We start from the raw sequence: 23,791 nt of genomic DNA, 5'->3' as shown, positions 1-23,791 counted from the left end.
TAGTACAATTCTTTTGAAAATTAAATATTCGAAGGTTTTTTTGTATTCGTCTAGTTAACAAACACTTAATTCGTATTCTAGTTATTTAGTCGCATATTAAATAGATTTTGAGGATATTTAAAATGATAGAATACTCTTATTCTGTGACATCAGAAAACAATAAATCAGCTAATCGATCGTCTCTTCGATATAAATCGTTATATAAGTTAATCGCTCCATCATCAGAAACCCAGGCCGTAAAATAGCCAATATATACCGGAATTTTATTTTTAAGGATGTGGATGGTTTGTTTTTCTCCTTTCATGGCTTCATTTATGTTTTCTGGAGTCCAGTTTGGATCATCTCTTAGTATCAGAATTGCCAGTTCTTTGGCTTTGTCCATATTGATACAACCATGACTAAATGCGCGGTAATCAAATTCAAATAAGCTTTTATATGGAGTGTCGTGTAAATAAATGTCATTAGAATTTGGAAACATAAATTTAACCAATCCCATTGGGTTATCTACTCCAGGTCTTTGTATAATGTTTCCATTGTTCCATTCCATATCGTGAGATTCAAGATAATTTTTGTCTTGAAATATAGCCTGTTTTATTTCGTTTTCGATGATACTTCTAGGGACAGTCCAATACGGACTAAAAACAATCGAACTGATGGAACCACTGAAAACGACTGTTTCGGTCATATCTTTACCTACTAAAAGATTAGATTCTAGTTCTTTTTTGCCGTTTTTTACATAATTCAGTTTAAAAGCGGGAATGTTTATAAATATATATTCAGGTACTTTTGTCATATTAGGATCAATCCATCGACAGCGCTCCATATTGACCATAATAGTACTGATGAGTTTCTTTATAGGTGTGTTCATTCGCTGTAGTTGCCAGGTCGAAAGTATTTTGTTGGCTTTGTAGCCATTTCTTTTTTTGAAATTTATAATGCCTGCCATTAACTCCTCGTCATAAAGGTTGCTTTTAGAATCTTGTTTTAAATCTCCCATAAGCGCGAGACGATGTCTGATTTGGCCAATAGTTTTTGAACTATCATACGCTTTGTAATATTCTATTGATGGGTCAATTTCAATAGGCGCCCAATCACTGCTTTTTTCTATCGCTCGATATGTTTTTAGGACTTCACGAAGTTTGTAATATTGGCCAAACAGCTGTCTCTCATTTTTTTTTAATAAATCAGGGGCTGTTAAAAGAGAATCTAATAGATTTTCATAGGAAACGTTTTTTCGGGGTAAGAACCATCCGATTTCGGTAGTTTTAGCTACGTCAATTCCGTGGAATACTTTCTTTGCATAGAACACATACATAGTAGTTAAGAATAGTTCTGTATCACTTTGAGTAAGTTTACTCGCCGTATTGATGTTGAATATTCCGTTAATAATGGACGCATAGGGCATAGTGGATTTTAGTCCTTCTTCTTCGAGAGAGTTTACTTTGGAATAAAGCAAATCAGCAAATTCAATAAGCCCTTTTTTATCGTACCAAACGGAATTGTAACTTCTATTTTTATATAAAGTAATTACGTCGTATTGGTAAATTTTTAAATTAGGATATTTTACAAAAAAAGCACTAATAATAGCATTGTCAATAGGAATCACAGATTTTTCAACAAGAGTTGGTTGAAGCGTTCCGGCATTAGAAATCATCCTTGCTGCAATGCCTTCATTTGAGTAATGATGGAAAGCGGCTAAGGAAAAACCACATAAAACAACGACAATGGATAATAATAAATTTTTCACGGTACAATCATTTGCATAAAGGTAAAGAATTAGGTCCTTTTATGAAATAAATAGAGCTTAAGAATCGTTTGGAGAAGGTTTTTCGATCATTTCAATTCAGTTTTTCTTTCAAAGAGCAAAAGATTTTATATTTTTATCTAAATTCTGATCTCATGAAAAAAATCATTTTTGTTCTAATTCTAATTGCAGTGTCTTGTAAACCAACTAAATACACTATTACTTCTGATGAAAATAAAATCGATACCTTACTAGATTCCTGGCATAAAGCCGCAGCAGAAGCAAAGTATGATTCTTATTTTGAAAAGATGACAGAGGATGCTGTTTTCATTGGTACCGATGCTACAGAGAACTGGAGTAAGCCTGCCTTTGAGGTATTTGCTAAACCTTATTTTGATAAAGGCAAAGCTTGGAGTTTTACAGTGTTGGAGCGTCATATTTATTTCGATAAAACAAAAGAAACGGCTTGGTTTGATGAGTTACTCAATACACAAATGAAAATATGCAGGGGTTCAGGCGTATTAGCAAAGATAGAAGGGGAATGGAAAATCAAACATTATGTCTTGTCAATGACCATTCCTAATGAAAATGTAAGTGAAGTTACTAAAATCAAAGCGCCCATAGAAGATAAACTGATATCGGGTTACAATAAAGCAAACTGATGGCCAAATGATTTAATACAAATCCTGCTTTTTTAGGAGGTATAATGTGGTTGCTATTAATTTTTCTTTTGTTCGGCCTTCGGTCTTATATATTTCCTTAATTTTGCAAAAATATTTGAAAAATCGTGGGAAGCAAAAATAAATTAAAAAGGTTCAAGGAAAACGAAACATTTACCAATGTTTTTCAACCAACAAGGGAAGAAGTAGTAGGTGATTTATTTCCTTTAAAAGGGAAATGGAATTCAGATTTCTTTAAAAATGATAACCCTGTAGTCTTAGAACTAGGTTGTGGTAAAGGAGAATATTCAGTTGGTCTAGCCGAAAGATACCCTAATAAAAATTTCATTGGAATTGATATTAAAGGGGCTCGTTTTTGGCGTGGTGCAAAAACTGCTGTTGAAACTGGATTGCATAATGTAGCTTTTATTCGAACTCAAATCGAATTAATCAATCATATTTTTGCCGAAAACGAAGTAGATGAAATCTGGATTACTTTTCCGGATCCCCAAATAAAATACAAACGTACTAAACATAGAATGACAAATTCTGAGTTTTTACAATTGTATAAAAAAGTGCTTAAAAAAGACGGTGTTGTAAATCTTAAAACAGACAGTGAATTCATGCATGGTTATACACTTGGTTTACTCCATGGTGAAGGGCATGAAGTTTTGTATGCAAATCACAATGTATATGTCAACGAAGGAAGTCCAGAGGAAGTAACTGCTTTTCAGACTTTTTATGAAAAACAATATTTGGAAGTTAACAAAGCAATTACGTATATTCGATTCAGAATCAAAGAGTAATTATTTTTTAAAGTTTAAATTGGTTGCCTTTTGTGTATGCTCACACCCTGCCTATGAATTTAATTATATCTTTACTTTCCGGTTTTGTAACTGCTTTAATAGGTATAACTCCGCCAGGCTTGCTCAATATGACGGCAGCTAAAGTGAACTTGAAGGAAGGGAAAAGAAATGCAATTTGGTTCGTATTTGGAGCAGTAATAATTATTTTTTTTCAGGCTTATTTGGCTATATTGTTTGCTCGGGTTATAGATGTTCGGCCAGATATAGTCATTCTTTTGCGTGAGATTGGCTTCGGGATATTTGGCGCTTTGACAGTGTTTTTTTTGTGGATAGCCAAAAAGCCAAAAATCAAGAAAGCTAAAATTAAGAAAAGCAGTAAAAAGAAGCGATTTTTTCTTGGAATGTTGCTTTCGGCACTTAATTTCTTTCCAATTCCATATTACGTTTTTGTCAGTATAACGCTGTCTTCCTATGAAATTTTTTCTTTTACTGCAAGCTCAATTCTTATTTTTGTCATCGGAGTGGTGTTAGGTTCTTCACTTGTTTTTTATTTTTATATTACCTTTTTTCAAAAAATAGAAAACAAAGCTGATTACCTATTGAGGAATATGAATACTATCATAGGTACTATAACGGGCGTGATTTCTATAGTTACTTTATTCAATATCATAAGGTATTATTTAAGGTAGATTAGCGCATACTTACCAATCGGCGAAAGCCATTTTTATAATTTAAAACGATGTCAAACGAGAATTTCTTCGAAAGGGTTTATGCTGTCGCAAGGCAAATTCCTTACGGGAAAGTTACTTCTTATGGCGCTATTGCAAAAGCGTTAGGAACAGCCCGTTCAGCCAGAATGGTAGGCTGGGCAATGAATGCCTCTCATAATATGGATGATGTTCCCGCGCACCGCGTGGTGAACAGAAACGGATTGCTTACCGGAAAGTTTCATTTTGATGGAACTAATCTGATGCAGCAATTATTAGAAAGTGAAGGAATTGAAGTAGTCGAAAATCAAATTGTTGATTTTGAAAAATATTTTTGGCAACCGCCAATGAGTGAATAGTGATCTGTTTTCAATTAATTAACACGCTTATGTAATAGGGGCATTCACTAATTAGTCAGTAAAAAACGGCTGTTCTGTACTGAAATGTTGAGCGTAATTCCTTTAAATTCCCGCATCAAGAATTCCTCCCGTTTTAACTATTTCCAGGAATAAAACAGATGGTGAAATGCGTTTTACCTCCTGATAGATCAGAATCAGTTTGATGACTCAGATAACCGCCATGTGCTTCTATAATATTTTTCGAAAGCGTAAGTCCAATGCCGGCACCATCTTTTCTAGTAGTAAAAAATGGTAAGAATATTTTGTCTTTAATTGCGCTTTCAATTCCTCCACCATTATCAGATATGGTGATGTAAAAACGATTATTTTTTGTTGAAGTAGTTAAAAGTATGCTCTTTTCCTGTTTGTTTTTTAAGGCAAAAATGCTATTGGTAATTAAATTGATAATTACCTGTTCTATTTGATTTTTGTCAATGTCTATTATCTTATGCTTCTCTATTTCGTTGATAATTACTATGTTTTCGGATTCGAAAATGGGCGACATCATTTTAAGACAATCTTCAAAAAGCAAATGAATTGGTGTTGGTTTTTTGCTTGGTGTAGGAAGCGCAGCCAGCTTTCGATAATTCTCTACAAAAAACTGCAAATGATCGCTTCTGTTTATAATGGTCGAAATGCTGCTTTTGATATCTTCAAAATCTTCGGTTTCTAAATGGTCTTGATCTACGATTTGCAGTAAATTTTGCGAAAGCGATCGAATAGGTGTCAAGGAATTCATTAATTCGTGAGAGATGATTTTCATCAAATTAATCCAAGCTTCTTTTTCTTTTTTCTCAATAACACGCTGGATGCTGTCCAATAGAATGATGAAGTAGTCTTTGTTAAACGATTTTGTTAACGAAGTTTGTAACATAAATGTCTGCGCTTCTTGTTGCTCGATTTTGATGTTAATGCTCGTCTTTAATTCGTTAAAACCGGTATTTTCAATTTCTTGGCAAAGTGTCGGCAGGTAATTTTTGAGATATTCCCAATTAGTCACTTTCGGGACGCTAAAAAGAGTTGAAAAACAATCGTTCATCAAGAAAATGGTCCAGTCGTCATTTTCTTTTTCTAAAATTAAAGCAGCCGTGTCGATATTGTTTATTATCGAGCGATAGATTAATTCTTTTGAACTCAGGTCGTGTTGTTTCTCTTTTAAAGTATCATACAGCAGACACAAATTTTTATAATCTCCTTCTTTGTATGCAGCAGGAAAACTAGCAGAAAAATCGTTGTTAAGTATCGAAAGTATGGTTTTGTCGTAAAAAGTCAATTTGTTTTTGATGTACGAATACATTTCGGCACAGATTAAAAAAGAAAAAACCAAAATTAGAATAGCGCTATAAGAATAGCCGTTTCCAAATAGGTAAAGTGAAAAAGCGAGCGTTATAATGACAATAAAAACTCTTGCAAAAAGAGCATTGTAAAATTTCCAGCTATTCATTAGTCGTTGTTTTTAATGTCGTATTTTTCAAGTCTCCGGTACAATGAGGCTCTGGATAAACCCAAATCTTCGGCGGTTTTAGTGATGTTTCCGTTATTTTTATAAAGGGATTTTTCGATAGCGTTTTTTTCCATTTCTAATAACGGATATTCCTCAGCGGTTTCAGTATATTCAAAGCTGAGTAGGTCTAAATCAGTTACCGAAATCGTATTGTCATCGGACATGATCAATGCCCTCTCAATCTTATTTTCTAATTCTCTAATATTTCCTTTCCAAGGGTAACGTTCCATATATTCGGCCACGTTTTTGTCAAAAATGACTTCGCTTTGATTGTATTTTTCACCTAACTGCTTTAGAAGGAAGTGCGCCATGGGCACAATGTCGTCTTTTCGTTCTCGCAAAGGAGGCAGATTGATTTCCATGGTATTAATACGATACAATAAGTCTTCTCGGAAAGTTTTGTTTTCTACTTCTTCCTTAATATCGCTGTTGGTTGCCGAGATGATTCTTACGTTTAAATTTCTGGGTTTGCTTTCGCCTAAGCGCGTGACTTTTCTTGTTTGTAAAACATGCAATAGTTTTGATTGCAAATGTAAGGGGATATTGCCTATTTCGTCTAAAAAAACAGTCCCATTGTCGGCTGTTTCAAATCGTCCTGGTGTATCGGTTTTGGCATCGGTAAAAGCACCTTTGGCATAGCCAAAAAGTTCACTTTCAAATAAGTTTTCGCTTAACGAACCCAAATCAATATGAACGAATGGTTTGTCTTTTCGATCAGAATGCTGATGAATATGTTCAGCAAACACAAATTTACCTGTTCCGTTTTCTCCTAAAATAAGGACGTTCGCATCTGTTTTTGCTACTTTTTCAGCAATGGAATACGCTTGTTTTATTTTTAGGGAACTACCAATAAAGTGTTTTTTAGGAGGGGTTTCCGAGTTCGATGTTCGACTCAGTTTTCGACTTTCCACAACGGCTTTATCTATAGTGGAGAGTAATTTCTCATTATCCCAAGGTTTTAAAATATAATCAAAAGCACCTATTTTCATGCCTTCTACTGCGGTTTCGATTTTGCCAAAAGCGGTCATTAATAGTACAATTACTTTTGGAGATAGGGTTTTTATTTCTTTGAGCCAATGAATGCCTTCGCGTCCATCTTCAAAACCAATGCGGTAATTCATGTCTAGCATAACAACATCAATTTGGTTTTCACCAAGGATAGTAATTATTTTTTTTGGGTCATTTGTTGTAAAAATTTCCTCAAAATGCTTCTTCAAGATCATTTTTGCCGAAAAAAGAATTTCTTCTTGGTCGTCAACAATAAGTATTTTGGCTTGTTTTTTTCGCATCATTGTTTGTTTTTGTTCACTTTTGAACAAGGGACTGTCCGTTTCCGAACACTTCATTTTTTTGATTTTTTGTAACCGTATTGAAAACCATCGTTTTAGAAATTATAAATTCCTTGGCATGCTTTTGTATGTTGATAACCAGTAAATTATTATAAAAAATGGACAAGGTTATTCCCCGTAAAAATAGAAAATTCAGGCACTTAACAATAGGATTTGTGAGTTTTTTAGTTGCAGGAGCAGTTGTTTATGCTTCGGTATCTAAAAAACGAAGTCTAAATGTAAAAGCAGAGGAACTATTGGTAAAAGAAGTAAGCCAAGAGTTTTTTGAAGATTTTATTGTTTTTCAGGCCAAAGTGGAGCCATTGAATTTGGTGTTGGTCAATATCGTCGAAGGCGGTTCAGTCAAAGAAATTTTTGTAGAAAATGGCGCAATGGTGACACAAGGACAACCGCTAGCACGCATGTACAATCCTAACACAGAATTGAACTACCTGACTCAGGAAACCGCAATCATTGAGCAAATCAATAATTTGAATACCGGTAAACTAAATATTAGAAACCAAGAATTGAGTTTGACTAAAGATCTAGCTTTAATTGAACATGATTACAATGATGCCAAAAGAGTGTATGATATGAATGCGAAATTATTTGAAAAAGATATTATCTCAAGAAATGACTGGAATTTAATAAAGGAAAGTTTGCGTTTTCAAGAAGAACGTAAAAGCAATATTCGTACGAGTATTCAAAAGGAGAAACAGACCAATCAGGTACAGATTTCGCAGATTAATCGTTCGATCCAAACGATGGAAATGAGTTTGGATATTCTAAGGAGTAATAAAAAAAACTTCCTGATTACGGCACCAGTTTCAGGAAGATTAACTTCATTTGAACCTATTTTAGGAAAAACATTTCAAGCTGGAGAAAGTATTGGTAGAATTGACTCTCGCGAAGGCTACAAGTTGAGCGCGCAAGTGGATGAATTTTACTTGGAGAAAATCCGTGCGGGTTTGAAAGGCCAAATTGAATATAAGGGGAGGACAGTAAACGTATCTGTTGTAAAAGTGATTCCGGAGGTTAAAAGCGGTCGTTTTCAAGTGGAATTGTTTTTTGATTCTAAAGAAGATTTGGCACTGCAAGACGGATTAAGCTTTGGTGTAAAACTTATTTTATCTGAAAAGAACAAAATTTTAGTGATTGCAAAAGGAAGTTTCAATCAAGAAACCGCTGGAAAGTGGCTGTTTGTTGTCAACGGAAACAAAGCAGTGAGAAGAAATATAAAATTAGGCAGAGAAAATCCATCTTATTATGAAGTTTTAGAAGGATTGAAACAAGGGGAGAAAGTAATAACGTCATCTTATGCCGACTATAAAGAAGTAGCCGAACTGAATATACAATAAAAACCGAATGCAGATGTACTGCGTTCTTAAATCAAAAACATAAAAAACTATAAAAGGATGATAACAATTAAGAACCTAACCAAGATCTTCAGAACAGAAGAGTTAGAAACTTCGGCTTTAAGCGGCATCAATTTGCAAATCAATGAAGGGGATTTTCTTTCGATTATGGGTCCGTCGGGTTGCGGAAAATCAACATTGCTCAATATTGTTGGGCTATTGGATAGTGCTTCAGGCGGGAGTTATACCTTGTTGAACCAGGAGATGATTGGACTAAAAGAAAAAGGACGTTCTAGTGTTCGTAAGGAAAATATTGGATTTATTTTTCAGAATTTTAACCTTATCGACGAGCTTTCGGTTTATGATAATATCGAATTACCGTTAATTTACAATAGCGTAAAGGCTTCGGAAAGAAAATTAAAAGTACAAGCAATTTCTGAAAAATTAAACATTGCGCATAGATTGAAACATTATCCCCAACAACTTTCTGGTGGGCAACAACAACGTGTGGCTGTGGCAAGAGCTTTGATAAACGATCCTAAAATTATTTTGGCCGATGAGCCTACTGGAAATTTGGACAGTAAAAATGGAAATGAAGTTATGGAATTACTAACTGATTTGCATGCTAAAGGTGCGACTATCTTGATGGTTACCCATTCTGATTATGATGCTTCATTTTCTCAAAGAACGATTCTCATGAAGGATGGCGTTGTTTTCTCTGAAAAAATGAATCAAAGAACTGTAGATATTTTTAAAATTTAACAATCATGATACTTATAATACTATCAATCATCGAATTCATTTTTGAATTTCTTTGCAGCTCACTTTTTCAATAAACTACGATTTCAATCATCACACGAGCCAAAGTGGCGAACTGGCGAAGCAATCAAAATCAACAAATTAAAAATTATGATACACAACTGGATAAAAATATTTATTTACCATCTCAAGCAAAACAAACTGTTTTCATTTCTTAATGTTTTGGGATTGAGTATTGGTATTGCGGGGTTGATTTTTGCTTTGTTGTATTGGAATGATGAACAAAGTTATGACGCCTGGAATCCCGAAAAAGACAATGTGCATCAGGTTTTAGTAGAGTTAACAGGAATGCCAGTTTTTTCAGATTGTGCTTTATTCCTAAAGCCTATTTTAGATGAAGACGCAAATGTTGAAACTATCTTATATGCTGACAGTTGGTACCAAAAGGATAAAATTATTTATAATGGAAAGAAAGAATTTGTCAATAAAATCATCAACGTAGAAAGTAATTTCTTTTCTTTTTTTTCATTCAAAATTATTAGTGGCGATGCTGTTTCAGCAATAAAAGATGATTCGAGCATAGCTATTTCAGATGTTATTGCTAAACGAGTTTTTGGTGATGAAAACCCAATTGGGAAACAAATAACATGTTTGGATCAAATGTTTGTGGTACGCGCTGTGTATCATATTCCGGGGAATTCTTCAATTGCTCCAGATGTTGTAATGAATAAAATGAAAGAGTTTACAAGTGGGAATACGACAGCTCCTTTTGTCCTTAAATTATTTTTAAAAGTTAAAGATCCATCAAAAATTGAGAATACTCGAAACAGCTTGGAAAATTTATACAATACTGATTTTATTAAAAGAAATGCCAAGGAAGCAGGTTTTACTTTCGAAGAAATGGCTAAAAAAATTGGACATTTTGATGTAGTTATAGAGCCCCTTTCAAAAGCAAGATTACATTCTATTACAGATGGATATCCAGAGGGCAGAGGGAATTATCAGTTTTTGTTGATTATGGTCGGGTTGTCAGTTTTAATTCTCATTCTTTCGATTGTAAATTATATCAATTTGGCTACAGCTAATGCAGTTAAACGTGCTAAAGAAGTTGGTGTTCGTAAAGTTGTGGGTGCTTCAAAAAGTACTATTGTTATTCAATTTATTTTTGAAACTGCTCTAATAAGTTTGTTTTCGATTTTACTAGCATTGGTTATTGTTGAGTTGACTTTGCCGTATTACAATGATTTTTTAAATAAGAGTTTACAAATAGTTGGCAGTCAATTCTATCTGCAATTAATTCTGATTTTCAGTATTACAGTTTTGGTGGCAGGAATACTTCCAGCCGTTTATGTTGCTAATTTCGAAACTTTAAAAGTTCTGAAAGGTAATTTTGGAAGAAGTAAAAACGGAATCTGGTTGCGTAACGGAATGTTGATTTTCCAGTTTACAGTGGCTACTTTCTTTATTGTTGGTTCTTATATTGTGTATCAGCAAATCGATTATCTAACCAATAAAGATTTAGGTTTTAAAGGAGATCAAGTGATTGAAATTAATTTGAATTTTCCTAATTCGGATTATGAAGTTGAAAACGTAGGGCAAAATATCTACAATAAATACAGTACAATAAAACAAGAACTGGCTAAAATAAAAGGGGTAGAACAAGCTTCTACAGGATTGATTTCATTTGATGGTTCAGATGATTCATTAGGAGGTGTATTGTACAATGATGAACTTTTTAAAGCACGAACAATTGCAGTTGATTTTGGTATGTTCGAAATGATGAAAATAGAAGTAGTTAAAGGAAGGTCTCTTGATCAGAAACATGCTTCGGATACTATTGCTTCTGTGGTGATTAATGAAACAGCACAAAAGTTGATGAACATGAAAGAGCCTATAGGAAAAGAACTAATTATCAAACAAAGAAAATTAAAAATCATAGGAGTTGTTAAAGATTTTAATTTATTAAGTCCTGAAGTAGAGGTGTCAGGGATGTATTTCTATCATCTTAAAACGGTAGATATTGCTCAAAATATCAATAAGGTTTTCGTAAAACTAAAATCGGATAATATTGAAAATACAATTGCTGATATCGAAACATTATGGACTAAGGTTGATACTGGATATCCTTTTAAATATGATTTTGTAGATAAACAATACGCGAGAACCTATGAATCGTATGTAAAGCAAAAGAATCTATTTTCATTGTTAAATATAGTAGTAATTCTAATAGCACTTTTTGGATTATATGCTTTAGCTTCTTATTCGATACAAAGAAGAATGAAAGAAATTGCGATTAGGAAAGTATTAGGTGCAGAAACGAATATGCTACTCAAAGAACTATCTAAGCAATACATCCTTTTCTGTGTCATTGGGTTTTTGATAGCTTTATTTCCGGCGTACTATTTACTTAATAAATGGCTTGATAATTTTGCTTATCGAGTTGATGTTTCTATTTATCCTTTTTTAATTGGATTTGGAACTTTATTATTTTTAACTCTATCCGTTGTGCTTTACAGAGCCTATTTTGCTACAAAAACGGATATTTTGAAATATTTAAAATACGAGTAATAGGTTTTGTAAAAACAGTATTAAACAGGTTAGAAAGGTTTTTAAAGCCGATTAATTTAAAACAAGATAAACGATGTTACACAACTGGATAAAAATATTTATATACCACCTCAAGCAAAATAAACTGTTTTCGTTTCTCAATGTTTTGGGATTGAGTGTTGGTATTGCGGGGTTGATTTTTGCAACCTTGTACTGGAATAATGAGCACTCTTACGACGATTGGAATCCTAACAATGAGAATGTTTATCAGGTCTTGAATCAAATGGGGCCGCAGAAAGAAATTTGGGCGTCTAACTCAACTCCTTTTGGTATTACATGCAAGGCGACTATTCCGGAAATAGAATCCATTTGTTTTTTCCAGAATAGTTATGACGGGGGGCTTTTAAAATATCAGTCTAAAAAATTGATTATAAAAAAAGCAGTCATTTCTGACGAAGAGTTTTTTAATATTTTCCCTTTTCCTATTGTTAAAGGGGCGAAAACTGCTATTCTAAAAGAAAAAAATAGTGTGGCTATTTCTGAAGCAAGTGCAAAATTGCTGTTTAAAGAGGAGGATCCAATTGGCAAATCTGTCAATTTTGAGAATGAATTTTATACTGTAAAAGCAGTTTATAAAATCATAAAATCATCGGCGGTAGAACCTGATTATGTATTTAATGGACTAATCAAGGAAAGAGACCTCGAGCATTGGGGGAATTACAACTATGGATTGATGATCAAAGTTAAGAAAGAGGTTGCCATTGCAGATGTTGTTAAAAAAATGGAGAAGATTGTTTTAGAGAATAAAACTCAAAAAAACGCTAAAGAAAATGGGCAAACTGTTGCTCAGTTTATTAAGGAGAATGGGGAGTCTAAGATTATTTTAGATCAACTAAAAACGGCGCGATTGTATGGTACAAAAGCATCTATAGGAAGTAATTTTCCAGAAGGACAGGGTAATTTACAGTTGGTTTATATTATGATGGGTTTGTCTATCTTGATATTGGTTTTGTCCATTGTTAATTATATTAATTTGGCAACAGCTTCGGCTATTAAAAGAGCAAAAGAAGTAGGTATTAGAAAAGTTGTAGGGGCTAGTAAATCATTGATTAGTATGCAATTTATCTTTGAAACGGCTATTGTAGTTTGTTTTTCGGTTATTCTTGCATTAGCTATTGTAGAACTTGTATTGCCTTTTTATAATGATTTTTTGAATAAAGATTTAACTTTAAATGGGAGCGAGTTTTACTTACAAATTGTTTTAATTTTTGTTCTAGTAATTGTCTTAGCAGGGATATTTCCAGCAATTTATATATCGAAATTTGAAACTTTAAAGGTGCTGAAAGGAAATTTCTCTAGAAGTAAAAGCGGAATTTGGATGCGAAACTCCATGTTGGTTTTTCAATTTTCGATAGCTGCGTTTTTTATCGTTGGAGCTTTGGTAGTGTACAAACAGGTGAGTTATATGAGTGATAAAGACTTAGGTTTTAGTGGAGATCAGATTATTCAAATCAGGTTTAGATATGATGATTGGGAAACCAAATTAAAAAAGTATGAAACCAGTAAGCAAGAACTACTCAAGATGTCAGGTATCCAAGAAGTTTCGACATTCGAGGGGTCTTTTGGTGGTGATACCAATTCTACTTCTGGGTTTACCCACAATGGTGTTTTTGTTCAGGGTCATAATGTGAATATGGATTTTGGTTTTCTGGATATGATGAAAATTAAGATTGTAGAAGGAAGGGATTTATCGCCTGAATTTGCTTCAGACACGGTAAGCAATATGTTGATGAATGAAACTTGCGTACGAACGTTGAATCTAAAGAAGCCAATAAATACAATTATCACCTCGGGTTGGGCGAATGATAAAGGAAACTTGAAATTTAAAATAGTAGGTGTAGTTAAAGATTTTAACATTACTGGTTTAAAAAATAAGATTCCTCCCATGATTTTTGTAAATCTAAAAACCTTAGGATGGAGTAATTTTCAATTTGTGTATGTCAAGGTGAGTCCTGATAATTTAGAGGCAACACTTTCAGAATTAGAGACCTATTGGAACAAGAATATTAATCAAGATTATCCTTTTGAATACGAATTTGTAAATAAAACGTTTGCCAAAACCTATCTAGAACAACTAAAACAAAAAAACTTGTTTTTTATTCTTAATTTGATCGTGATCGTGATCGCTATTTTTGGATTATTTGCATTGGCGTCTTTTTCAATGGAAAGAAGACTAAAGGAAATCGCCATTCGTAAAACGCTTGGAGCTGAAACCAATACGTTACTGAAAGAGTTGTCAAAACAATATGTGTTCTTTTGTTTAGTAGGCTTTCTAATTGGTATATTTCCTGCCTATTTTCTATTGCAAAAGTGGCTTGAAGATTTTGCGTTTCGCATCAATATTCCTTTTTTTCCATTTGTTGTAGCGTTGGTGAGCTTACTGTTTTTGACTTTAGTAATTGTTTTAGCCAAAGCGTATCAAGTTACCAAAATGGATATTTTGAAATATTTAAAATACGAATAATGTTTTAAGAAAAGTTCTAATTAGACCCGACAGCGATTCAAAGCCAGTCGGGTTTTTATTTTGTCAAATTCTGCCTTATCGCCCCATCAATAAATCCAATCCAATTCCTTTATTTTAAGAACTTTTCATAGTATCTTTACAATCTGAAATCAGTTTAAATAAAGATAACGTTCTAACTGTAAATATCAATTGAAAATAGTACAATTATAATGAAATTAGATAGAAAAGAAATTCTTAAAGCTTTAGAAACAATTACTATAGCGGGAGAAGGAAAGAATATGGTGGAAAGCGGAGCGGTTGCAAACGTAGTCACTTTTGGAGATGAGGTTGTGGTTGATTTAGTATTACACACACCAGCGATGCACATCAAGAAACGTGCGGAAGAAGATATCAAAAAAACCATTCACGACTTAGTTTCGCCAGAAGCAAAAGTGAAAGTAAATACTAAAGTGGAAGCTGCTGTTGCTGAAAGTCCAAATCAGATTAAAGGAAAAGCTATTCCAGGAATAAAAAATATAATCGCTGTTGCCTCTGGTAAAGGGGGAGTAGGTAAATCTACAGTTACTGCAAATCTAGCGGTAACATTAGCAAAGATGGGATTCAGTGTTGGTATTTTAGATGCTGATATTTACGGGCCTTCTATGCCAATCATGTTTGATGTAGAAAATGAAAAACCGGTTTCTGTAGTTGTTGATGGTAAATCTAAAATGAAACCAGTAGAGAGCTACGAAGTAAAAATACTATCGATTGGTTTTTTCACTGCACCAAGTCAAGCTGTAATCTGGAGAGGACCAATGGCTTCCAAAGCGTTGAATCAAATGATTTTTGATGCAGATTGGGGTGAACTAGATTTCATGTTGATCGATTTACCTCCAGGAACTGGAGATATTCATCTTTCTATTGTTCAGGCTTTGCCAATAACGGGAGTGGTTGTAGTAAGTACACCGCAAGCGGTAGCTTTGGCTGATGCTAAGAAAGGAGTTTCTATGTTCATGTCAGAGGCTATTAATGTTCCTGTTTTAGGAATAATCGAAAACATGGCTTATTTTACACCTGAGGAACTACCTGATAACAAGTATTATCTTTTTGGAAAAGAAGGAGCTAAAAACTTAGCTGATGATTTGGGAGTTCCGTTCTTAGGCGGAATACCAATTGTACAATCGATACGTGAAGCTGGTGATTACGGTCGTCCAGCAGCAATGCAAACTGCATCTGCAGTAGAGCATGTTTTTGATGAAGTGACACGTAATGTTGTTCAGGAAACAGTAAAACGAAATGAAAATTTACCTGCTTCAGAGGCCGTTAAAATTACTACAATGGCAGGCTGTTCAGCAGTTAAAAAATAATATAAGATTAGATAGCTCGCTATTATAATCTTTAAATAAAATAAAATGACAACAGAAGAATTAACAATAGAAGTTCAAAAAGCACTAGAGGAAATTAGACCCTTTTTGAATTCAGATGGTGGAGATATTACTTTAGTGTCCATCGAAGAAGGCAAACATGTGAAAGTGAGACTTGAAGGCGCCTGTACAAGCTGCAGTGTGAACCAAATGACATTGAGAGCCGGAGTGGAAACGACTATTAAAAAGTTTGCTCCCCAAATAGAAACTGTTGTGAACATCCTATAAAATATGCTGGCCGTATCCCTGCTTGTAAAAGCGGGGACGTGCTGTTTGTTGTAATCTTTCAAATAAATTAGGGAGATTTATTCTTTTATCAAACACAAAACGGTATTAACTAAACGTAAAAAACTTATAACTATAATTTAATTATGGATGTATTAATAAAAATTAAGGATAGAGAAGGAGTAGTGCATGAATTGCAGGCTCCCACAGATATGGCAATGAACATCATGGAACTTTGTAAGGCGTATGAGCTCCCTGTGGAAGGTACATGTGGAGGAATGGCAATGTGCGCTTCTTGTCAATGTTATGTGCTTAATGATGTCGTGTTACCTGAAATGGGAGAGGATGAAGAAGCGATGCTCTCAGAGGCATTTTATGTTAAGCCTAATAGTCGTTTAGGTTGTCAAATTCCTATTACTGAAAGTTTAGAAGGTTTAGAATTAGAGTTAGCTCCAGAAAATTAAAAAAAAAAAGCGTCACATTTAAATGTGACGCTTTTTTTAGTTATTGAGAGAACTCGCGGCCTTAGGTGCGATTCGTTCCACAAACAAACGATAGGCTTCTTCAGAAGCGTGCAAGCCGTCCTGCGCTACTAAGCCCTTATTCGTAAGTCCTTTTCGAGTTATGTCGGTGATATTTATAAATCGTATGCTATTTTCGTCGCAATATTTTTTTGCGAAAGCATTATAGGTATCGATTTCAGATGAAATGGAAGATGAATTCCCTGAACCTTGACCAAACGGCGTATATGTATAATCGGGAATAGACACCACGATGAGGTTTGCTTTTGTTCCTTTTGCGAGAGCAATGCTTTTATTTACTAGCTCAGGAAATTCTTTTTCATACAGAGAAAAGGACTTGTGCTGATATTGATTATTTACCCCAATTAATAAGGTGACTAAATCATAATCGGGAACTAAATTCTGACTATTAATCGCTAAAACTAAATTAGTGGTTGTCCATCCAGTTTGTGCAATTATTTTTAGAACGAAACTGTTATTTGAGTTCGTGTTCTGTAAACTTTGTTTTAACTGTGCTGGAAACCTACAGCTTTCGCAAACACTTTGTCCGATGGTATAACTATCACCAAGAGCCAAATAGTGTATTGGGTTGTCTCGGGTTTTTACAACTGGGATTTGCTCTACGGTTGTCTCAGTGGAGTTTGGTTGGACTATGGGTGTTATTCTGCTTTCGGTAACCGGGCTTTCGGTGCTGCAGCTTACAGCAAACAGTACTAAAAAAGCAATTATTGTGATTTTGATATGGTTTTTCATAACGTACATTATTAGTAGTCAATTGTAATAGTATGTACGAAAATCTTGTGTCATTGGATTTAGAAGGATTATACCATCTCTACTTTCATCGTAATGGTTTCTTCGATAGCATCCCAAAGACCAATTCTTTTTTCTAAGGCCAATACCGAGATTTCTTCGACCTCTGTCCATTTTTGAGCATCTTCGCCACATAATTCTGTAATCATCTGCATCGCCATAGGGCCATGTTCATCTGCATCTAATTCAATATGTCTTTCGAAATAATAAATTAATTTACTTAAATCAGTATCGGGAAAATTAGTTTGAAAATTTTTAAGAATTTCCGTAAACATGCTCGGGATTAGATCTTCTCTGCCAAAGGTAAAAGCGGCTGCAATTTCATGTGGTTTTCCTTGTTCTATAACACTAAAAGTGAAATCTAGAAACGCTTTTATGTTGGGATGTAAATTGCTGGTTTTTATCGCTACAAAGATATTTTGCAACGAGTTAATCTCTTCAAGGAAGCTTTCGATTTCAAGCGTGCTTGCGCCACAATCATGCATGGCTTCGATGTACATTTCATAATGGCTTTGTCTGCGGCCATCAAGAGTCAAATCAGATTCTTCTGCTAGTACGATTTCGTTGATTAAATACCTTGTTTCTGGATTTTTAGTTGCAAACCAAGGAGTCGTTGTGCAGGTTAATTTAGATTGCAGTGCTTTTAGTAAAGACATGAAGTCCCATACGGCAAAGACATGGTTTTCTAAGAAAGACTTCAAATCGTCTATTGTTTTTACTTTTGCATACAAGGAATGCTGTAGCAGCACCTTTTTTTGTGGTTCAATTGTGCTGTTGATATCTTGAATAGTCATAGGTACGATTTTGCTGTAAAGATAAAAAAGCTTCTTGTCTCCAAGAAGCTTTTTTATCAATTTTATTGATACTTTAATAGTTGTTTAATACTATTTAAAAGCAGGAATTCCGGTAATATCCATACCCGTAATTAATAGGTGAATATCATGTGTTCCTTCATACGTGATTACTGACTCTAAGTTCATCATATGACGCATAATTGAATAGTCACCTATTATTCCCATTGCTCCTAATATTTGTCTTGCCTCACGTGCAATGTTAATTGCCATGTCGACATTGTTTCTTTTGGCCATAGAAATTTGAGCGGTTGTCGCTCTTCCTTCATTCTTCAAAACACCCAATCTCCATGTTAGTAATTGTGCTTTTGTGATTTCTGTAATCATTTCTGCTAATTTCTTTTGCTGTAATTGAGTACCGGCGATTGGTTTGTCAAATTGAATTCGTTCCTTAGCGTAGCGGAGTGCAGTATCATAACAGTCCATAGCGGCACCAATAGCGCCCCAAGCAATACCGTAACGTGCTGAATCTAAACATCCAAGTGGTGCTCCTAAGCCAGATTTGTTAGGTAGTAAATTTTCTTTTGGCACTTTGACATTATCAAAGATTAATTCTCCTGTTGATGATGCGCGAAGCGACCATTTATGATGTGTTTCTGGAGTAGTAAAACCTTCCATGCCACGTTCTACGATTAGTCCGTGTATTCTTCCTTCTTCATTTTTTGCCCAAACAACAGCGATATCTGCAAAAGGGGCATTTGAAATCCACATTTTGGCACCGTTCAATAAATAATGGTCTCCCATATCTTTAAAGTTGGTAATCATGCTACCTGGATCTGAACCATAATTAGGTTCGGTCAAGCCAAAGCAACCCATAAATTCTCCAGTAGCTAATTTGGGTAAATACTTCATACGCTGCTCTTCGTTACCATATTTCCAAATAGGGTACATAACCAAAGAAGACTGAACCGATGAAGTAGAACGTACTCCGGAATCTCCACGTTCAATTTCTTGCATGATTAATCCGTAAGAGATTTGGTCTAGACCAGCACCACCATATTCTTCAGGAATGTATGGGCCAAAACCACCAATTTCGCCTAAACCCTTGATGATTTGTTTTGGGAATTCAGCACGTTGTGCATAATCTTCAATGATGGGAGAAACTTCTTTTTTTACCCATGCACGAGCAGAGTCACGTACTAATTTTTGTTCTTCTGTCAATAAATCGTCGAGGTTGTAATAATCAGGAGATTGAAATAAATCTGGTTTCATATTGAGCTTTTTTTATAATAGTATTGCAGTAGCAAAGGAATCGTATTCAGTCTGGAGAATAAAATTAAGGCTAATTGCTTGATTGTTTGTTTTTACCTGACAAATTTACATAAAGAAATATAACAAAACCAAAGTGAAATGTTATATTTTTAAATTTACGACAAAAATACGTAATGTGGTAGATTGTTTTTTGTTAAAGCTTCCGTTTTAATTTCAACTAATTATAAAGAGTAAAAAAAATTAAGGAAAAAGGAGGGTAATTCGTGAAGTAGAATGTTGTTGTTTAAAGGTTTTCACGCTTACATCTTCAAATAAAACTCTTTAGTCAATTCGATGTATTCTGGAGTATATACGTGTCTGGTAATCTCGATGATTAATTCGTCAATAGGGAAGTCTGGAATTTCATTTCGACTAAAAGCCAATAAGCTACGTTTGATTTCAGAAGTTGGGGTGCCTTTTACGCGAGTGATTTTTATAGGATATAGCTCCATTTCTTTGGCTAAAGCGACGAAGTTTTCTTCTTCTTTAAAAGGAATAATGACAGTGAATATTCCGTTTTCAGAAAGTAATAAGTCGGCTGCTTCTATTAAATCTTCAAATGGCAATGCGTCTTGAAAACGTGCTAAATCACGTTGTTCGTTTTCTGTTTTGTAATTTTCAGAGTAGAAAGGGGGGTTTGATACTATTAAGTCATATTCATCTTCCGGTTCTTCTACAAATTCATCTAGACCAGCATGAAAGCAGAATAAACGATCACTCCAAGGGGAGTTTTCAAAATTATCTACCGCTTGTTCGTAGGCTGCTTCGTCAATTTCCAGTGCGTCAATTTGTTTGGCATTACTTCGTTGGGCTAGCATTAAAGCAATTACACCTGTTCCTGCGCCAATGTCAATTATGCTAAAGGGGTCATTTTCAATTGGAGTCCAAGCACCTAATAACACACCGTCAGTTCCAATTTTCATGGCGCAACGGTCTTGTTGAATAATAAATTGTTTGAATTGAAACAAAATGATTTTAGATTGAGGATTAACATCCCGATAAACATTGGGAGGTAATATAGGAATATTATGTTGTGAAAATGTCTACTAAATACGGATCACTGATTGCTTTTTTAATGGTACATCTCGATTAAGCCTTCTGGCAAATCCATGATTACTTTTTTGTTTTCACGGTCGATTTTGACAAGGAAATGATCAATCATTGGAATAAGTATTTCTACTTCACCGTTAAGCACTTCAAAAAGAGGTTGGGCAGTTGAGTCATTTATGGATTCGATTTTTCCAACAATGCCAAGGCGTTTGTCTTCAACTTCAAAACCAATAACTTCGTGATAGTAGAATTTGTTACCACTAAGTTTTGGCAACATTTTTAAAGGAAGATAAATATCGTTACCCATAATGGCATCGGCATCTTCTTCGGTATTCATGTCTTCAAAACGAATTCTGAGAAAATCGTTTTTATGCAAAGAGCTATTTTCAATAAAAAAAGGAACCAAGTGTTTGTTGCATTCAACAAACACTGATTCCAAGTTTTCGTATAACTCTGGTTCATCCGTGTCTAAATAGGCAAGGACTTCCCCTTTAAAACTAAATTTTTTGGCGATTTTACCTAAGTAGAAACAATCTTCTTTGCGCATCTTCGCTTATAAATTTATGCTTGAGTTTCTTCGTTGTTTTCTTCTGCAGCAGGAGTTTCTTCAGTTGAAGCTTCAACTTCAGCAACTTCTTCAGCAGGAGCAGCAGCTGCAATAGCATCCGCCTCCGCTTTAGCTGCAGCAGCTAAACGTTTTGCGTTTACATCTTGTTCTGCTTTGAAAGCTTTAGCTTTAACATCAGCTTGCGCTTTAGTTAAACCGTCTTTCTTAGCGTCAACTGTTCCAGTTTTAGCTTCTAACCAAGTAGCTAATTTTGCATCAGCTTGTTCTTGAGTTAAGGCACCTTTACGAATACCACCGTCAAGGTGATGTTTCAATAAAGCTCCTTTGTAAGAAAGAATTGCTTTAGCAGTTTCTGTTGGTTGAGCACCATTGTGCAACCATCTAACTGCACTATCAAGGTTTAAGTCGATAGTTGCTGGGTTTGTATTTGGATTGTAAGTACCGATTTTCTCTAAGTATTTACCATCTCTTTTTGAGCGAGCATCTGCTGCTACAACCCAGTAAAAAGGTTTTCCTTTTTTACCGTGTCTTTGTAATCTAATTTTTACTGACATAATCTAAATGATTAAATTTTGAGGTACTCGACCTCTATTAATTAAGGCTGCAAAGATATACTATTTATTTTAATATGCCAATAGCTTGTTATTATTATGAATTAGAACGGATTAAGCTATTTCTAGCCACATTTTATTATAATAATTGGCTGTATTTATCCGTCAATTGTATACTTTTGTTTGTTTAAAGATCTAATTTATGAAAAAAGCGTTTCTTTTTATTATTGTGCTTTTTACCTTTATCTCTTGTGAGGAGGATATCAGTTTTAATAACCCCTCATTTCAGGGAGTAAAAGATAATGTCTTTTGGAGAGCTATCGCATCTACAGCTTCTTTAGGTGTTAATGGGGACCTTATAATTAAGGGCTATTCTGGGAATGAAGTAATCACCTTGAAAACTACTTCAACTGTAAAAGGAACCTATTCTTTAGGAACCGGCGATTCTAATACTGCAGTCTATGAGTTAACGGATGCAAGTGGTACGCTAACTTTTGCCACTGGTTTAGGCGAAGCTGATGGTCAAATCGTAATAACGGATTATGATATTGAAAATAATACAATATCAGGTACTTTTAAATTTAATGCGGAAAATAGTTACAATAATCCTTTGGCCGGAGCTGTTGTAAATTTCCAACAAGGAGTTTTTTATAAGGTGCCTATAATTGCACAAGCATCAGTAAATTAAGGAAGAGGGAGGTTATTACATTGCTTTATGATGTGGTTTTCTGTTTTTCTATGCGTTTTTGAAATAAAATAAAAGTAGAAATAAGCTAATTTATAGTGGGTTATAAAATAAAACGAGTATATTTGTTTCATATTATAAATAAGTACATATGAATATTTTTGTTGGAAGCCTTCCATTCAGTATTGAGGAAGCAGATTTAAGAGAGTCTTTCGAGGCTTATGGTGCAGTTGATTCTGTAAAAATTATTACTGATAAATTTACTGGAAGAAGTAAAGGATTCGGTTTTGTTGAAATGACAAATGATGATGAAGCTCAAAAAGCGATTGATGAATTGAACGGTGCAACTGTTCAAGGACGTGCAATTGTAGTTAACAAATCTGAGCCAAAACCAGAAGGAGAAAGAAGAAGTTTTAACAATAACAGTCGTGGTGGAGATTCACGCGGTGGTTATGGTGGTGGAAACAGCCGTGGTGGAGAAAACCGTGGTGGTGGAAACAGAGGAGGATATTAATATTTTTTTCTACAACTATATAAAAAGGTGTCAATGCAAATTGACACCTTTTTTATTTTTAATTCAATTTTGGTTTATACATTTATTTTGAAATGAATCGTTAAAGCAAATCATAGATAAAATGTTTTTGTAACTATTGTGAAATTGTTCAAGAAAGTCAGTTAACTATGAAAACTAAAAGAAGCCGCCTCAAAATTTATTTTGAGGCGGCTTCTTTTAGTTTTTAATTCTTTTCTAATCGAATAACATTTGCTCTTTATATTGAGTAAACGTTCCTATTGTATGATTATAACTTGCTGATTTTAGAACATAATTGACTGTATTGTATTTATTCTTTTTGTAAAGTTTTAATATCTTCGATTAATAATTTTACACTGTTGACATCTAAACTATTATAAATCCCTCTGATGTGTTTGTTTTTATCAATTAAAACAAAATTTTCGGTATGTAAAAAATCATCCTCAGATTTTTTCTTTCCTAAATCTTCTTCAACATAATACGATTTACGTCCTAAAGCATATATTTCTTTTCGTTTCCCAGTAACTAAATGCCATTTTGATGAAACTACCCCGTGTTCAATTGCATATTTTTTTAGAACAGACACGGAATCAGTTTCGGGTGTAACTGAATGTGACAGTAGCAGTACTCCATCGTCATTTAAAAGGATCAAGTCGAAAACCTGTGGAGCGATAAAAATTAGGCATAAATATTAGTTAGCCTAAAAAGAAAGAATTCCACGTTTCGAACACCTCTAAACTGAGATCTAAATGCTTTTATTTTAGCATTGAAAGATTCAGCTGAAGCGTTTGTGCTCCTATTGTCAAAATAGTTTAATATGGTTTGATAATGATTCATTATGGATCTTGAGATTGTATTGAAAGACTTAAATCCTGATTGATTTACTTTTTCATGCCATCTAGCCAATCTACCAAGTCCTATAATTTTATCGGTTGTTTTTTCAAAGATGTTTCTCAAATCCTGAGCTATATCATAGGCTTTTTGAATGTCAGGATACAATTCAAATAATACTA

Annotated in this window: 24 protein-coding genes; 13 read left to right on the top strand and 11 right to left on the bottom strand. The window is 34.2% G+C overall.

Annotated elements, in window-relative coordinates:
• Positions 1-136 precede the first annotated feature (136 nt).
• Positions 137-1,747, bottom strand: coding sequence for a murein L,D-transpeptidase (locus QO182_RS11060; RefSeq protein ID WP_371540905.1), 1,611 nt, complete (start codon positions 1,745-1,747; stop codon positions 137-139).
• 152 nt (positions 1,748-1,899) lie between these two features.
• Here QO182_RS11060 and QO182_RS11055 point away from each other — a divergent pair, with 152 nt between their 5' ends.
• From QO182_RS11055 to QO182_RS11040, 4 genes are all read left to right on the top strand, one after another.
• A complete protein-coding gene (locus QO182_RS11055) occupies positions 1,900-2,406 on the top strand; it encodes a nuclear transport factor 2 family protein (protein WP_371540906.1) in 507 nt (168 codons plus the stop codon).
• Between the two features lie 125 nt (positions 2,407-2,531).
• Positions 2,532-3,209: a tRNA (guanosine(46)-N7)-methyltransferase TrmB gene (trmB, locus tag QO182_RS11050; RefSeq protein WP_371540907.1), complete on the top strand. Its 678-nt coding sequence runs from the start codon at positions 2,532-2,534 to the stop codon at positions 3,207-3,209.
• Between the two features lie 53 nt (positions 3,210-3,262).
• A complete protein-coding gene (locus QO182_RS11045) occupies positions 3,263-3,898 on the top strand; it encodes a LysE family transporter (protein WP_371540908.1) in 636 nt (211 codons plus the stop codon).
• A gap of 50 nt (positions 3,899-3,948) precedes the next feature.
• On the top strand, positions 3,949-4,275 hold the full coding sequence (locus QO182_RS11040) for an MGMT family protein (protein ID WP_371540909.1): 327 nt from the start codon (positions 3,949-3,951) through the stop codon (positions 4,273-4,275).
• A 133-nt stretch (positions 4,276-4,408) separates the two neighbouring features.
• On the opposite strand, the gene QO182_RS11035 is transcribed toward QO182_RS11040, so the two are convergent.
• Together QO182_RS11035 and QO182_RS11030 are read right to left on the bottom strand one after the other, a co-directional pair.
• Complete coding sequence (locus tag QO182_RS11035) at positions 4,409-5,758, bottom strand: PAS domain-containing sensor histidine kinase (protein WP_371540910.1); 1,350 nt, start codon at positions 5,756-5,758, stop codon at positions 4,409-4,411.
• The gene (locus QO182_RS11030) at positions 5,758-7,107 is read right to left on the bottom strand and encodes a sigma-54-dependent transcriptional regulator (RefSeq protein ID WP_371540929.1); all 1,350 of its coding nucleotides are present in this window, start codon (positions 7,105-7,107) and stop codon (positions 5,758-5,760) included. The genes QO182_RS11035 and QO182_RS11030 overlap by 1 nt, the downstream gene beginning before the upstream one ends.
• A 158-nt stretch (positions 7,108-7,265) precedes the next feature.
• Between QO182_RS11030 and QO182_RS11025 the strand changes: the two genes are divergently transcribed.
• The 7 genes from QO182_RS11025 to QO182_RS10995 all read left to right on the top strand — a co-directional run bounded on the left by QO182_RS11025 (position 7,266) and on the right by QO182_RS10995 (position 16,423).
• Positions 7,266-8,504 carry an efflux RND transporter periplasmic adaptor subunit gene (locus QO182_RS11025; RefSeq protein ID WP_371561651.1) on the top strand — a complete coding sequence of 413 codons (1,239 nt, stop codon included), beginning with the start codon at positions 7,266-7,268 and terminating at the stop codon, positions 8,502-8,504.
• A 57-nt stretch (positions 8,505-8,561) separates the two neighbouring features.
• Positions 8,562-9,263 carry an ABC transporter ATP-binding protein gene (locus QO182_RS11020; protein ID WP_371561649.1) on the top strand — a complete coding sequence of 234 codons (702 nt, stop codon included), beginning with the start codon at positions 8,562-8,564 and terminating at the stop codon, positions 9,261-9,263.
• Positions 9,264-9,410: 147 nt separating this feature from the next.
• Positions 9,411-11,828, top strand: coding sequence for an ABC transporter permease (locus tag QO182_RS11015; protein WP_371561647.1), 2,418 nt, complete (start codon positions 9,411-9,413; stop codon positions 11,826-11,828).
• Positions 11,829-11,901: 73 nt separating this feature from the next.
• A complete protein-coding gene (locus tag QO182_RS11010; RefSeq protein WP_371561646.1) occupies positions 11,902-14,331 on the top strand; it encodes an ABC transporter permease in 2,430 nt (809 codons plus the stop codon).
• 209 nt (positions 14,332-14,540) lie between these two features.
• Positions 14,541-15,677 carry a P-loop NTPase gene (locus QO182_RS11005; RefSeq protein ID WP_371540915.1) on the top strand — a complete coding sequence of 379 codons (1,137 nt, stop codon included), beginning with the start codon at positions 14,541-14,543 and terminating at the stop codon, positions 15,675-15,677.
• A 45-nt stretch (positions 15,678-15,722) separates the two neighbouring features.
• Positions 15,723-15,962 carry a NifU family protein gene (locus tag QO182_RS11000; RefSeq protein WP_371540916.1) on the top strand — a complete coding sequence of 80 codons (240 nt, stop codon included), beginning with the start codon at positions 15,723-15,725 and terminating at the stop codon, positions 15,960-15,962.
• Between the two features lie 143 nt (positions 15,963-16,105).
• Positions 16,106-16,423 carry a 2Fe-2S iron-sulfur cluster-binding protein gene (locus tag QO182_RS10995; protein ID WP_371540917.1) on the top strand — a complete coding sequence of 106 codons (318 nt, stop codon included), beginning with the start codon at positions 16,106-16,108 and terminating at the stop codon, positions 16,421-16,423.
• A gap of 36 nt (positions 16,424-16,459) precedes the next feature.
• Here QO182_RS10995 and QO182_RS10990 read toward each other — a convergent pair whose 3' ends face one another.
• From QO182_RS10990 to QO182_RS10965, 6 genes are all read right to left on the bottom strand, one after another.
• Complete coding sequence (locus QO182_RS10990) at positions 16,460-17,233, bottom strand: SGNH/GDSL hydrolase family protein (protein ID WP_371561644.1); 774 nt, start codon at positions 17,231-17,233, stop codon at positions 16,460-16,462.
• A 68-nt stretch (positions 17,234-17,301) separates the two neighbouring features.
• Positions 17,302-18,084, bottom strand: a complete 783-nt coding sequence (locus QO182_RS10985) for a DUF3050 domain-containing protein (protein ID WP_371561642.1) — start codon at positions 18,082-18,084, stop codon at positions 17,302-17,304.
• Between the two features lie 90 nt (positions 18,085-18,174).
• The gene (locus QO182_RS10980; RefSeq protein ID WP_371561640.1) at positions 18,175-19,353 is read right to left on the bottom strand and encodes an acyl-CoA dehydrogenase family protein; all 1,179 of its coding nucleotides are present in this window, start codon (positions 19,351-19,353) and stop codon (positions 18,175-18,177) included.
• Between the two features lie 299 nt (positions 19,354-19,652).
• Entirely contained in the window at positions 19,653-20,315 is a 663-nt protein-coding gene (locus QO182_RS10975; RefSeq protein ID WP_371561638.1) for a tRNA1(Val) (adenine(37)-N6)-methyltransferase, read from the bottom strand.
• 149 nt (positions 20,316-20,464) lie between these two features.
• The gene (gene rimM, locus QO182_RS10970) at positions 20,465-20,989 is read right to left on the bottom strand and encodes a ribosome maturation factor RimM (protein WP_371540923.1); all 525 of its coding nucleotides are present in this window, start codon (positions 20,987-20,989) and stop codon (positions 20,465-20,467) included.
• A 14-nt stretch (positions 20,990-21,003) separates the two neighbouring features.
• Complete coding sequence (locus QO182_RS10965; protein ID WP_371540924.1) at positions 21,004-21,564, bottom strand: 30S ribosomal protein S16; 561 nt, start codon at positions 21,562-21,564, stop codon at positions 21,004-21,006.
• Positions 21,565-21,763: 199 nt separating this feature from the next.
• Here QO182_RS10965 and QO182_RS10960 point away from each other — a divergent pair, with 199 nt between their 5' ends.
• Together QO182_RS10960 and QO182_RS10955 are read left to right on the top strand one after the other, a co-directional pair.
• The gene (locus QO182_RS10960) at positions 21,764-22,249 is read left to right on the top strand and encodes a DUF6252 family protein (RefSeq protein ID WP_371561636.1); all 486 of its coding nucleotides are present in this window, start codon (positions 21,764-21,766) and stop codon (positions 22,247-22,249) included.
• Positions 22,250-22,397: 148 nt separating this feature from the next.
• Complete coding sequence (locus QO182_RS10955) at positions 22,398-22,760, top strand: RNA-binding protein (protein ID WP_007137132.1); 363 nt, start codon at positions 22,398-22,400, stop codon at positions 22,758-22,760.
• A gap of 328 nt (positions 22,761-23,088) precedes the next feature.
• Here QO182_RS10955 and QO182_RS10950 read toward each other — a convergent pair whose 3' ends face one another.
• Both QO182_RS10950 and QO182_RS10945 read right to left on the bottom strand, forming a co-directional pair.
• Positions 23,089-23,430, bottom strand: coding sequence for an SCO family protein (locus tag QO182_RS10950; protein WP_371561634.1), 342 nt, complete (start codon positions 23,428-23,430; stop codon positions 23,089-23,091).
• Positions 23,431-23,456: 26 nt separating this feature from the next.
• The coding region (locus QO182_RS10945) for a transposase (protein WP_371561632.1) at positions 23,457-23,791 on the bottom strand (335 nt) is incomplete at its 5' end.

The organism is Flavobacterium sp. Arc2 (assembly GCF_041431385.1).
GTDB lineage: Bacteria > Bacteroidota > Bacteroidia > Flavobacteriales > Flavobacteriaceae > Flavobacterium.
The sequence above is the reverse complement of the archived record's forward strand: the minus strand, read 5'-3'. Positions and strand labels throughout refer to the sequence as shown.